Here is a 12,463-nt window from a genome sequence, read left to right as displayed (position 1 = left end):
AAATGCCTATGAAGGCCGTTGTTGTATCAACCCCAATGCCAGACAGTGTTTGTGTAAGCTCTTTCGACCATAGTGATCCGCGAGTTTTTCGCATCACATTAGATGGACGCAGGGTAGAAGTCGTTGCGGACAATGATGAAGACTGCCGCATTTTAGGGCGATATGCCATCATTACTACATCAGCAGCAAAGCACGTATTTTTGGCCTACTTCGCAGGAAGTGGCAGCCCATTACCAGGAACCGCCCCCGACTATCGGAAAGGTATTCATATATTGGTGGACAATGAGATCATTCCATCAACCGGCCAAATTGCTGAAATCTCGACTCGCACTGGAATGCTTTACCGAGCAATTCGGATTCAGCATGGCGATTCGAAAGAAATTGAGCTGAAGTACTCTTGGCCATTTTGGCGCGAGCTAGTTGGCCGCACTTTTTCGGGGCCGTTTGAGTTCGAGACCAATGATTTTTGCACAGTGATCGCTGAGATGGCCAAAACATATGGCAACCCCGCCAACTCATCGGCGAGCTGAATGATGTATACAAGTGGCCAATGGATATGCGAGAAACCGGGATCAGGCTCACTTAACGCCTAAAATGAACCTAATCCTATTTTGGGGGAGAAAATGGGGTCAGGTTACTTTTTCAGATTACTTGATCACGTAGCCTGCGCCCTTTAAGCCTGGCACCAACTGGCCCAGCTGCGACCCGGCCCCGCAGCCACCACCTGGACCACCGCCCCAGCACCGTCTACGACAGCGCCACCGGTGGCCTGTCCCTGCACTACGGCTACGACGCCGCCGGCCAGCTCACCCAGCTCAAGGACGGCCTGCAAGGCGCCTTCCTGGCCCGCTACGACTACGACAACCTGGGCCGGGCAAGGATGAATTGGAGTCTATCCTCTGAGGCGGACTAAGCTAGAACTGCCCTGACCCACCGGTCGAATCGGGCACGGATCCAATTCGGGGGAGGCACCGCATGGCTGGCTTGGCAAACGTCGCACTGCTGTTGGTGGCGCTGATGCTGCCGGTAACGATGTTCTTGCTGCTCAAGCTGCGAACTCGCATGAGAGGCCTGCTCGCTGCCGCTGTTTCGGTGGCTGCCGGCTGGGCGTTCAACGTGGCTTACGCCTATGCGGTCCAGACCACGGCTTCGCCGGACGCGTCGCAGTCCACCGAGGGCTACGTCGGTATTGCCGCTCTGTTCGGCTGGGCCTGCCCTACCGTGCTGGTGTTGGTGACATGGCTGGTTCTGCACTTGGTGACTCGCCGGCGCAGGAATGCCGAATCGCTCTCTTCGTAAGTCGATAGCGGCTCTGACGAATGAAATTTTACGCGCTGCTGATCCTGCCGCTGGGCACCGATGTATACGACGGCTCGGCCGTGGAGGCTGCGGCTGCGCGGCTGATGCAGCCGTTCGAAATGTGGCGCGACGATGGGCCGCCTGGGGAGTGGGATTACTACTGGTGTTGCACGCGCGAGTGGCTGGTGGAGCACGGCGAGGATTTGGCGGAGTGGCCGGCGGCGTTGGCGGACGCCGGGCATCTGGTGGTGCCGGTGGATGCGTTGTGCGAGGGCGATGCGACGTTTGCGGTGGTGACGCCTGAGCCGGGGTGGTTCAACAGTCGGGCTACGTATACCGACGACGATGCGGCTTGGGGCGGGCGGGCCGTGGAGATTTTCCGCGGGTTTCCTGGGCATTACGCGGTATTGGCGTATTGCCATGGGTGAGGGCTGCGCGTTGCGCTTGGGGTGACGCGGTCGCGGCTTGCGCCGCTCCTACAGGGAGCGGGCAGGGTTGCGTTGGGGTTTGGCGTGGCGCGGCCGCGGCTTGCGCCGCTCCTACGGGGAGGAGCGGCTTAGGGGGAGGTCGAGGTGGCTGCTGGCGTACCAGCGCACGCGGACGGGGTCGCCGGCGTCGGCGATGGTTTCGGTGGCTACGGGTTTGCCGGTGCCGTAGTTGATCTCTTGCTGGGGGTTGCGCAGCACGCTGACCACGGCGATCAGGCGACTGCCGGGCTGCATGCGGCGGCTGGTGGCGCGGCCGGCTTCGAAGTTCAGGGTGGTGCGCTGGCCGGGTTCCAGCAGTTGGCGGCGGCTGGGGTCGGCGACGTAGCTGGCGCGCGATTGGTAGCGCGAGAGTTCGAAGTAGCGACCGTCGGGCATCTTTTCGTACAGCGAGATGTTGAAGTCGAAGTCGCGCTTGTTGACCTGCAGGTCGAGCTGGCCGGAGAACAGGCCGCTGAACTCTTCGGCTTCCTTGAAGGGCTCGCTGACGAAGACCACGCTGTCGGCGGTATCGAGGTCCTTGTCGACGATGCCGCCGCCGGGAACGATGCGCTGCGCGTCGCTGCGATCGCGCATATCGATGACTTGTTCGGCGTAACGGTCGGCGGCGGGCGCGGCGGCGGCGAAGGCGTAGGTGCCGTCGCCGGCCTTGGCGCCGAAGTACAAGCGCTCGCGCCGCTGCGCCATGGCGGCCAGCGAAGGCGCGTGCTTCCAGACGTTGGCGCCCATGACCTGGTAGTTGATGCGGTCGGCCAGCAGCGCGGGCTTGGGCGCGCCCTTGAACACGTAGTCGAACCACTGGTAACGCAACACGCCCAGGTCGATCTGCGCTTCCGGGTCCAGGCGGTAGCCGCGCAGTGTATCGCCGGTGGAGACGGTGCCGCGCTGGCCGCTGATGTGGTTGTAGGGGCCGATGACCAGGTAGTGCTCGGCCTGCGGGCGGTAGCGGTAATGCTGGCGCAGGTAGTACAGCGCGCCGATCTGGGCGCCGTCGTAGTAGCCGGTGGTGGTGAGCACCGGCAGGTCCAGCGCGGCGAATTCGTCGCGGTAGGGAATCATGTCCTGCCAGTAGGCGTCGTAGTCCGGGTGCGACAGCCAGCGCAGGTAGATCGGGTTGGGCGTGCCGTCGATCTGCGGCAGCTCGTTGTAGGCGCGGCCGCTGGTGTACCAGGCCTGGTACATGCGGTTCCAGCGCGCGTAGTCCTCCAGCGGCGCGTTGTCGACCTGGCGGTTGTTGGTCACGTAGAACGGCCAGTAGTACTGGAAGCCGTAGAAAATGCCGCCTTCCATGGGCACGTCCAGGCCCGGCGCGCCGGTGACCGAGGGCATCAGCGCCTTGAGCGCCTTGGGCCGGCGCTTGGCCGCGGCCCATTGGGTGAAGCCTTCGTAGCTGCCGCCGTACATGCCCACGCGGCCGTCGCTCCAGGGCTGGGCGGCGATCCAGTCGATCAGCGCGGCGGCGTCGCGGCCGTCGTGTTCGTAAGGGACGGCGACGTCGGGGCTGCAGGCCTTGCCGCGGCTGGTGCCGGTGATGCCGACGTAGCCGTGCGCGGCCGAGCGGCGCGCTTCGTTGAGGGTGGTGGCCGGGTCGGCGTAGATGGTAAAGTTGAGCAGCGTAGGCTGCCGCGTCGGCGCCTTGCGCTGGCGCACGATCTGGGCGCAGACGGTGGCGCCGTCGGGCGTGGCCACTTTCACGTCGCGCTCGATCAGGTAGCGACGCGCATCGTCGGCGGCGACCAGGGCCGGCAGGCGCGGCAGCAGCGCGGCATAGTTGCGCTGCACCTGGTAGGCGCGCACCAGGGCCAGCGCGCCGTTGCGGTCCAGCACCGGCTGGGTGCGCAGCGGCGCCAGCGCGTCGGCGAGCGCGCGCTGCTGGCGCGGCGGGTCGGCCGGTTCGACGTTGAGCACGCGCAGGGCCAAGGCGGCATTGGGGTCGTCCATGGACGCGACCAGTTGCTCGAACGCGCGCGTCAGGGCCGCATCGAAGCCCAGACCCGACTCGGCCGCTTGCAGCGCCAGGGCGCGTGCGTACAGCCGGTACTGGATGAAGTTGGGCCGCACCGGCACCGGGCCCGCGCTGGGCGTGGCGCCGATCTGTTCCAGCGTGCGCTCGGCGGCGGCGTAATCGCCGGCCACCAGTTGCAGACGGAAGCGCTGGCTCGGTTCGAGCTCGCCGCCTTCGTTCAACAATCGCTTGGCCAGCGCGGGCATCACCGTGTCCAGCCAGGCGGGATCGTCGGCCACGGCCGCGGGCAAGGGATAGGCCGGCGCGAGCGGTGCGGCGATTGCGGCGCCGCTCAGGCACAGGCCGAAGAGGGCCGACAACACGGTGGTTCGGAGCATTCGCCCTCCCAGGCGCAACGACGGATCCCCTGACTGGATGCAGCCAGCAGGCTGATGGTCGCACAGCCAGGCGACGGGGTCAGGCGGGGCTGCGATGTCTTGCGCCCTCCGCGCCATCGGCGCAAACGAGGGTCCGCGGCGTGTCATAGGCGGTTAACCGGCCTCATGCACCGATCCAGCGCCGCATAAGCGTGCGGCAGGACGGTTGAAACGCGCTTGCCGGCCCCGTGATCGCATGGAAGACTCGAGCTCGCGCCGCCATTGGACCGCTACTTCCGTGCCCAACATCGTGTCGTCCGGCTTGGCCTTGCTCGCCGCGCTATGGGCTTGCGAGCTTGTCGCCGCTCCTTCCGTGAGCACGCTTGCGCTTCCGAACGGTTGCGAGATCGCGCGCGACATCACACACATCCCACGCGTCGCCGCCGGTACCGCGCCGGCGTTTCCTCCGATGCAGTTGGAGATACGCACGCCCGTTGCGCCCACGGCTTTCCGCGCGGGCGGATACCGCTACCTGGTCTACGAATTGCAGCTGTCGAACTACTCGGACGGTCCGCTGCCCGTCACCGGCATCGACGTCCTGGCCTCGGCGGATGCGGAGGACCGTGCCCTGCTGACGCTATCGGGCCCTCGCCTTTACGACCGACTAAGCCCGATCGGCGGCGGCAAGATCGACCACGAGCACCCGCTGGAAGCGGGACGTTCGGTCACGGCGTACTTGTGCGTGGCGTTCGCGCACGACGCACGAGTTCCTGCCCGGCTGCGTCACCGCGTGCTGCTGAGCGGAGTTGCGGCCACAGGGCCGACCGTTGTTGTCGGCCACCACCCCGTCCGAGTACTGGCCAGCCCGGTGCAAGGTGCTCATTGGATCGCCGACAACGCATTGGCGCTGGACCGTCACCATCGCCCGGGATTGTTCGTGGCCGGCGGGTCCGCGCAGATTTCGCGCCGCTATGCCATCGACTGGAAGCGGCGCATCGAGGGCGAATTCCAGTCCGGCGATCCATTGGATGTGCGCAGCTACCACGCCTACGCGCAGCCGGTGTATGCGGTTGCCGATGCCACCGTAGTGCGGGCCCGCGATGGCCTGCCGGACAACGTGCCGCGAACGCCCGCCGGCTTCACCCCGGCGGTGCCGTTGAGCATGGAGACGCTGGCGGGCAATACCGTGGTGCTGGACCTGGGCGGCGGCCAGTTCGCGCATTACGCGCATCTGCAACCGCGTAGCGTGAGCGTGCAAGCCGGTCAGCGTGTGCGGCGCGGCCAGCCGCTGGGGCGGATCGGAAATTCCGGCGATGCGCGATGGCCGCACCTGCATTTCCAGGTCTCGACTGGCGCGGACATCATGGACAGCGAAGGTCTGCCGTTCGCTATCGAGCGATTCGGCGCAAAAGACGGCGCCGGCGGTTGGACCGATCGGGCGCGGGAGTTCCCGCTGGGGGACGGCGAACTCCGCTTTTGAACGCGGCTGGCGCGACCGCCCTCCCCGCTCAGCCGCCCAGCGATTCCGGATGCCGCACCTGGCCTTCGCCGCGCACCACGTAGCGCTCGATGGTCAGCGACTGCGCGCCCATGGGCCCGTAGGCGTGCAGGCGCGTGGTGGAGATGCCGATCTCCGCGCCCAGGCCCAACTGGCCGCCGTCGTTGAAGCGCGAGGAGGCGTTGACCATCACCGCCGAACTGCGGGTGCGGCGGACGAAGGCCTCGGCGGCGGCGGGGTCGTCGGTGGCGATGACTTCGGTGTGGTCGGAGCCGTAGCGGGCAATGTGCGCCAGCGCCTGGTCCAGGTGGTCGACCACGCGCACGGCCAGGATCAGATCCAGGTATTCGGCGTCGTAGTCGGCGTCGGTGGCGGCGAGCACCGCGTTGGAATAGGCCTGCGTGCGCTCGCAGCCGCGCACTTCGACGCCACGCGCGGCCAGCGCGGCCAAGGCCTGCGGCAGGAAGGCAGACGCGATGTCGGCATGCACCAGCAAGGTTTCCAGCGCGTTGCACACGCCGGGGCGCGAGGTCTTGCCGTCCACCAGCAGCGACAGCGCGCGCGCCCGGTCGGCGGCGCGGTCCACGTACAGGTGGCACACGCCCTTGTAGTGTTTGATCACCGGCACGCGCGCGTGTTCGGCGACGAAGCGGATCAGCCCTTCCCCGCCGCGCGGGATCGCCAGGTCGATCAGGTCGCTGAGCTGCAACAGCTCCAGCACGTGTTCGCGCGCGGTGTCTTCGATCAGCGACACCGAGGCTTCGGGCAGGCCGTGCTCGCGCAATGCGGCGTGCAGGCAGGCGGCGATGGCGGCGTTGCTGGCGCGCGCTTCCGAGCCGCCGCGCAGCAGCACCGCATTGCCGGCCTTCAGGCACAGCGCCGCGGCGTCGGCGGTGACGTTGGGGCGAGCCTCGTAGATCATCGCGATCAAACCCAAGGGCACGCGCCGGCGTTCGATCTGCAGGCCGTTGGGGCGGGATTCGGCGGCGCCCACGGCAGCCAACGGATCGGGCTGCGCGGCGATCTCGCGCAGCGCGGCGGCGATGGCGGCCAGGCGCGGGCCATCCAGGCGCAAACGGTCCAGCAGGGCGGCGGACAAGCCGGCATCCCGACCGCGCGCCAGGTCGTCGGCGTTGGCCGCGAGCACGCGCTCGGCTTGCGCGTCCAGCTGCGCGGCCATGGCATGGATGACGCGGCTGCGCAGTTCGCCGTCGCTGGCGGCGAGCACCAGCGAGGCCTCGCGCGCGTGTTCGGCCAGGGCACGCACGTAACCGCTCATGCGGACAGCTCCAAAGGCGCGGCGGGCGCGTCGAGCAGAACGAGGTCGTCGCGGTGCACCACTTCCTCGCCGTAGCGGAAGCCCAGCAGGGCTTCGATCTCGCGGCTGTGGCGGCCGGCGATGCGGCGGATTTCGGCGGCGTTGTATTGGGCCAGGCCGCGCGCCAGCGGCGGCGCGGCGGGGTCGTCGTGGGCGCGCAGTTCCAGCACGTCGCCGCGGCGGAACTCGCCGTCCACCGCGACCACGCCGCCGGGCAGCAGCGAAGCCCCGCGCGCGCGCAGCGCGGCCACGGCGCCGGCGTCGATGCGCAACGCGCCGCCAGCCGGCGCATGGCGCAGCCATTGCTTGCGCGCGCGGGCGCGGTCGCGGCGGGCTTCGATCAGCGTGCCGTACAAGCGGCCTTCGCCCAGCGCTTGCACCACCGCATCGTCGCGGCCGCAGAACAGCGCGGTGGCGATGCCGGCCACGGCGGCCTTGGTCGCCGCTTCCAGCTTGGTGCGCATGCCGCCGGTGCCCAGCGCGCCTGCGCCGCCGCTGGCGGCCAGCAGCAGTTCGGGGGTGACCTGGGCCACGCGCTCGATCGGCCGCGCCTGCGGGTCGCGTTGCGGGTGGCCGCTGTACAGGCCGCCGATGTCGGTGGCGATCAGCAGCAGGTCGGCGTCGACCAGCGAGGCCACGGCAGCGGCCAGGTTGTCGTTGTCGCCCAGCTTGAGTTCGTCGACGGCGACGGTGTCGTTCTCGTTGATCACCGGCAGCGCGTCCAGGCGCAACAGTTCGCGCAACGCGGCGCGCGCATTGAGATAGCGGCGGCGGTGGCGCAGGTCGTCGTGGGTCAGCAGCACCTGCGCCACCGGCGCGGGCGACAGCGACTGCCAGAACGAGACCAGCGAGGCCTGGCCCAGCGCGGCCAGCGCCTGACGCAGCACCAGGCCGTCGCCACCGGCCTGCAAGCGACCGCGCCCGGCGGCGACCGCGCCGGAGGACACCAGCACCACTTCCCTGCCCTGCGCGCGCGCGCCGTCGATGAAACGCGCCAGGCCCTGCGCGTAGCGTGGGTCCAGACCTTGCGGCGAAGCGAGCAGGCTGCTGCCCACCTTGAGCACGGCGCGGCGCCAGGACGGCAGGGCTTGCGGGGCGAAGTCGGACGCGCTCATCAGGGGCTCGGGGGTGTGGCGTTGGGTCCGGGCAGGGGCGCCCGGACGTGGCGCGTCATTCTCGGCGGCGCGGGGGCGTGCCGGAATGACGAAGGCTCATGTGCTCATGCCTGCGAAAGCGTGGCCGCTGGCAGCGCATCCAACCGCTCGCGCAACGTGTGCAGCCGCAGGTCGGCGGCCGCGCCGGGCGAGACGCGTGCGGCCAGGCTGGCCTCGGGGTCGCCCTGGGCCCAGCGCGCCGGATCGGCGGCCTGGCGGTAGGCCTCGCGAAACGGTAGACCTTCGCGCGCCAGGTCCACGGCCAGGTCGGTGGCGTACATCGACGGCTCCAGCGCGGCGCGCAGGCGCTCGGGGCGCCATTCCAGGTTGCGCAGCAGGTCGGGCAGCAGCTCCAGCGCGCCCAGACCACGGCCGAAGGCGTGGAAGATCGCACCCTTGGAGAACTGCAGGTCGCGGTGATAGCCCGAAGGCAGCGACAGCAGCTGTTCGATCTCGGTGCGCGCGGCGGCGGCGGCCGAGTAGCTGGCGCGCATGAGTTCGATCACGTCCGGGTTGCGCTTGTTGGGCATGATCGAACTGCCGGTGGTGTACTCGGCCGGCAGCGCGACGAAACCGTATTCGGCGCTGGTGAACAGGCTCAGGTCCCAGGCCAGGCGGCGCAGGTCCAGCAGCGCCGAGGTCAGCGCCTCGATCGCGGCCATCTCGAACTTGCCGCGCGAGAGCTGGGCGTAGGCGGCCGACACCTGCAGGCGGCCGAAGCCCAGCGCCTGGGTGGTGTGGTCGCGGTCCAGCGGCAGGTTGACGCCGTAGCCGGCGGCGCTGCCCAGCGGATTGGCATCCACCCAATCCAGGGTCTGCTGCGCGCGCACGGCATCGTCGATGAAGCCCTCGGCCCAGGCCGCCCACCACATGCCGGCGCTGGACACCACCGCGCGTTGCAGGTGGGTATAGCCCGGCAGCGGCAGCGCGCTTTCGGCCTGCGCGCGCGCCAGCGCCACGTCCGCGCTTTCGCGGCACAGCGCGTAGACGCGCGCCAGGCGGTCCTTCAGCCACAGGCGGGTGGCGACCAGGATCTGGTCGTTGCGGCTGCGGCCGGTGTGGATCTTGCGGCCGGCGTCGCCCAGGCGCTCGATCAAACGGCCCTCGATGGCCGAGTGGCCGTCCTCGAAACGCTCGTCCAACACGAAATGGCCGGCGCTGAAGTCCTGGGCCAGCAGCTCCAGTTCGCGCGACAGGCCGTCGAGTTCCTCGGCGCTGAGGATGCCGATGCGCTGCAGGCCCTGCGCATGCGCGCGGCTGGCCTGGATGTCGAACAGGAAGAACTCGCGGTCGAGGATCACGTCCTCGCCGGCCAGGAAGGCCTGGATGCGCGCGTCGACCTTGACGCCGGGTTTTTGCCAAAGCAGATCGGACATGGGTAGCGCTCGGGTTCTAAGGCGGATTCAATGAGAGGAGCGGACGATGCGGGCGACGGCATCGGCCAACGGCAGTTCCAGGCGCTCGCCGCTGGCGCGGCGCTTGAGCTCCACGGTGCCGCCGGCCAGGCCGCGGCGCCCGACGATGAGCTGCCAGGGCAGGCCCAGCAGGTCCATGCGCGCGAACTTGACCCCGGCGCGCTCGCCGGTGTCGTCGTGCAGCACGTCCAGGCCCTGCGCCTGCAAAGATGCCTGCAGTTGGGTGCAGGCGGCGTCGACCTGGGCGTCGTCCGGGTCTAGGTCGACGATGCCGACGTTGAACGGGGCCACCGCGTCGGGCCAGACGATGCCGGCTTCGTCGTGTCCGGCCTCGATGATCGCGCCGACCAGGCGCGAGACGCCGATGCCGTAGGAGCCCCCGTGCACCGGCCGCTCGCCGCCTTCGGCACCGGCCACCAGGGCCTTCATGGGTTCGGAGTACTTGGTGCCGAAGTAGAACACCTGCCCCACTTCGATGCCGCGCGTATGCACGCGGCGCTCGGCCGGCACCTCGCGCTCGAAGCGCTCGCCGTCGTGCACGTCTTCGGTGGCGGCGTAAGGCGTGGTCCATTGCCGCACCACCGGTTCCAGGTCGCCGTCGTAGTCGGTGTCGGCGCCGGGGATGGGCAGGTCGAGCACGGCGCGGTCGCAGTACACCGCCGACTCGCCGGTTTGCGCCAGCACCAGGAATTCGTGCGAGAGATCGCCGCCGATGGGGCCGGTTTCGGCGCGCATGGGGATGGCGCGGATGCCCATGCGCGCGAAGGTGCGCAGGTAGGCCACGAACATGCGCTGGTACGAGCGGCGCGCGCCGGCTTCGTCCAGATCGAAGGAATAGGCGTCCTTCATCAGGAACTCGCGCCCGCGCATCACGCCGAAGCGCGGGCGCTGCTCGTCGCGGAACTTCCACTGCACGTGGTAGAGGTTCATCGGCAGCGCGCGGTAGCTCTTGACGTGGGCGCGGAAGAGCGCGGTGACCATGTCCTCGTTGGTGGGCCCGTACAGCAGCTCGCGCTCGTGGCGGTCGCGGATGCGCAGCATCTCCGGGCCGTAGGCGTCGTAGCGGCCGCTCTCGCGCCACAGGTCGGCCAGCTGCAGCGTGGGCATCAGCAGTTCCAGCGCGCCGGCGCGGTTCATTTCCTCGCGCACGATGGCCTCGATCTTGCGCAGCACGCGCAGGCCGGCCGGCAGCCAGGAATAGATGCCGGCCGCTTCCTGCCGGATCAGGCCGGCGCGCAGCATCAGCCGGTGCGAGGCGATCTGGGCCTCGGCGGGGGTTTCTTTCAGTGTGGGCAACAGGTAGCGCGACAGGCGCATGGTGGCTACTCCTAAGACCGAACCCTTTGTTGCCCCCCCTTTTTCAAAGGGGGGATCGGTTGGCGGGGATCACGGTCGCGGTCGCGGGTGCGCTTGTATGCCAGCCAGTTCGTCGTAGCCGAACGCCAGGTTGAGGTTCTGCAGGGCCTGCGTGGCCGCGCCCTTGAGCAGGTTGTCCAGGGTGGACACCACCACCACGCGGCGGCCGTCGTCGGACAGGGTGAAGCCGCCCACGTCGACGTGGTGGCGGTCGGCGATGGCGCTGACCCAGGGGGCCTCGTCCAGTACCTGCACCAGGCCTTCGTCGCGGTAGCGGTCGCGGTAGCGCTGCACCAGTGCCTCGCGCTCGAACGCGCGATTCAGGTGCAGGTTCGACGTCACCGTCAGGCCGCGGAAGTGCGGCGCCACGTGCGGCAGGAATTCCACCGGGTGGCCCAGGTGCCGGGTGACTTCGCGTTCGTGCATATGCCCGGTCAGCGCATAGGGCATCAGGTTGTCGCGCAGTTTGTCCGGGTCGTTCTTGTCCGAGGGCGTGGTGCCGGCGCCCGAGTAGCCGGACACGCCGAAGCACTGCACGGGTCCGTCGAGCACGTCCAGCAGCGGCGCCACCGCCAGCTGCATCGCCGTGGCGTAGCAACCGGGGTTGCTGATCCGGCGCTGGCCGGCGTAGCGCGCGCGGGTGAGTTCGGGCAGGCCGTAGTACCAGCCGTCGTCGAAGCGGTAATCGGCCGACAGGTCCACCACCACCGGATCGGCGCCGGCCGCGTCGAACGCGGCCACGCAGTCGGCGGCCTTGCCGTTGGGCAGGGCCAGCACCACGGCATCGGCGCCGTACTGCGGCAGCTGTTCGTGGCTGGGCGCGGTGTAGCGCAGCTCGCCGCCGACTTCGGGGAAATGCTCGGCCACGCGCTGACCCTCGCGCTCACGCGAGGACACGAAGGCCAGTTCGAAGCCCGGATGGCCGGCGATCAGCCGGATCAACTCGGCGCCGACGTGGCCGCGCGCGCCGACGATGCCTACGGTCTTAGCCATGGTCCGTTCCTTGCGCCGCCGCGGCATGCCGCGCCAGCTTGTGTTGCAGGTTGCGCTTCACCGCCGCCCACTCCGTATCGATGATCGAGAACGCGACGGTGTCGCGCGGGCTGCCGTCGGCGTGACGGCGGTGATTGCGCAGCACGCCGTCCTGTTTGGCGCCCAGGCGGGCGATGGCGGTGCGCGAAGCCAGGTTGAACCAGCTGGTCTCGAAACCCACCGCGATGCAGCCCAGGTCTTCGAACGCATGCTGCAGCAACAGCAGTTTGGCCTGGGTGTTCAGGCCGGTGCGCTGCACGCGCGGCGCGTAGAAGGTGTAGCCGATCTGCAGGCGCGGCACCTGCGGGTCCAGGTCGTAGTAGCGCGTGCTGCCGACCACCTCGCCCTGCGCATCCAGCACCGCGTACGGCCAGGCCTGGCCGCGGTCGCGCATGGCCAGGGCCGCGTCGATGTAAGCCTCCGCACCCTCGGGCGTGGGCACGTTGGTGTACCAGAGCTGGGCCAGCTCGCCGCCGCCCAGCGCGGCGCGCAGGCCTTCGGCGTGAGCGCGGCTCAGCGGTTCCAGGGTCACGTGTTCGCCGCTGAGGCGCGATTGCACGCTCCAGGCTTGGTCGGTGCCCATC

Annotated in this window: 11 protein-coding genes; 4 read left to right on the top strand and 7 right to left on the bottom strand. The window is 68.9% G+C overall.

Features of this window, described 5'->3' with window-relative positions; all coding sequences use genetic code 11:
- The first annotated feature begins 8 nt into the window (after positions 1-8).
- The 3 genes from DX914_RS19905 to DX914_RS02510 all read left to right on the top strand — a co-directional run bounded on the left by DX914_RS19905 (position 9) and on the right by DX914_RS02510 (position 1,727).
- Positions 9-530 carry a hypothetical protein gene (locus DX914_RS19905; protein ID WP_147300572.1) on the top strand — a complete coding sequence of 174 codons (522 nt, stop codon included), beginning with the start codon at positions 9-11 and terminating at the stop codon, positions 528-530.
- Positions 531-975: 445 nt separating this feature from the next.
- A complete protein-coding gene (locus DX914_RS02515) occupies positions 976-1,299 on the top strand; it encodes a hypothetical protein (RefSeq protein WP_115857482.1) in 324 nt (107 codons plus the stop codon).
- A 20-nt stretch (positions 1,300-1,319) separates the two neighbouring features.
- Positions 1,320-1,727: a hypothetical protein gene (locus tag DX914_RS02510; RefSeq protein ID WP_115857481.1), complete on the top strand. Its 408-nt coding sequence runs from the start codon at positions 1,320-1,322 to the stop codon at positions 1,725-1,727.
- A 111-nt stretch (positions 1,728-1,838) separates the two neighbouring features.
- Here the strand turns inward: DX914_RS02510 and DX914_RS02505 are convergent, their stop codons facing one another.
- On the bottom strand, positions 1,839-4,127 hold the full coding sequence (locus DX914_RS02505) for a CocE/NonD family hydrolase (protein WP_158549175.1): 2,289 nt from the start codon (positions 4,125-4,127) through the stop codon (positions 1,839-1,841).
- A gap of 277 nt (positions 4,128-4,404) precedes the next feature.
- On the opposite strand from DX914_RS02505, the gene DX914_RS02500 reads away from it, so the two are divergent.
- Positions 4,405-5,586 carry a M23 family metallopeptidase gene (locus DX914_RS02500; RefSeq protein ID WP_158549174.1) on the top strand — a complete coding sequence of 394 codons (1,182 nt, stop codon included), beginning with the start codon at positions 4,405-4,407 and terminating at the stop codon, positions 5,584-5,586.
- Positions 5,587-5,614: 28 nt separating this feature from the next.
- Here the strand turns inward: DX914_RS02500 and DX914_RS02495 are convergent, their stop codons facing one another.
- The 6 genes from DX914_RS02495 to DX914_RS02470 form a co-directional block, all read right to left on the bottom strand.
- Positions 5,615-6,883 carry a glutamate-5-semialdehyde dehydrogenase gene (locus DX914_RS02495; RefSeq protein WP_115857478.1) on the bottom strand — a complete coding sequence of 423 codons (1,269 nt, stop codon included), beginning with the start codon at positions 6,881-6,883 and terminating at the stop codon, positions 5,615-5,617.
- Positions 6,880-8,037, bottom strand: a complete 1,158-nt coding sequence (proB, locus tag DX914_RS02490; RefSeq protein ID WP_115857477.1) for a glutamate 5-kinase — start codon at positions 8,035-8,037, stop codon at positions 6,880-6,882. Before proB ends, DX914_RS02495 begins: the two co-directional genes overlap by 4 nt.
- Before the next feature lie 104 nt (positions 8,038-8,141).
- On the bottom strand, positions 8,142-9,452 hold the full coding sequence (gene argH / locus DX914_RS02485) for an argininosuccinate lyase (RefSeq protein WP_115857476.1): 1,311 nt from the start codon (positions 9,450-9,452) through the stop codon (positions 8,142-8,144).
- A gap of 27 nt (positions 9,453-9,479) precedes the next feature.
- Complete coding sequence (proS, locus tag DX914_RS02480) at positions 9,480-10,808, bottom strand: proline--tRNA ligase (RefSeq protein ID WP_115857475.1); 1,329 nt, start codon at positions 10,806-10,808, stop codon at positions 9,480-9,482.
- Between the two features lie 69 nt (positions 10,809-10,877).
- Entirely contained in the window at positions 10,878-11,840 is a 963-nt protein-coding gene (gene argC, locus DX914_RS02475; protein WP_115859104.1) for an N-acetyl-gamma-glutamyl-phosphate reductase, read from the bottom strand.
- Complete coding sequence (locus DX914_RS02470) at positions 11,833-12,462, bottom strand: GNAT family N-acetyltransferase (RefSeq protein ID WP_115857474.1); 630 nt, start codon at positions 12,460-12,462, stop codon at positions 11,833-11,835. Before DX914_RS02470 ends, argC begins: the two co-directional genes overlap by 8 nt.
- Between the last annotated feature and the right edge of the window lies 1 nt (position 12,463).

Source organism: Lysobacter silvisoli (assembly GCF_003382365.1).
Classification (GTDB): Bacteria; Pseudomonadota; Gammaproteobacteria; order Xanthomonadales; family Xanthomonadaceae; genus Lysobacter; species Lysobacter silvisoli.
Note: the sequence above shows the minus strand (reverse complement) of the source record. Positions and strands in the feature narration are given on the sequence as shown.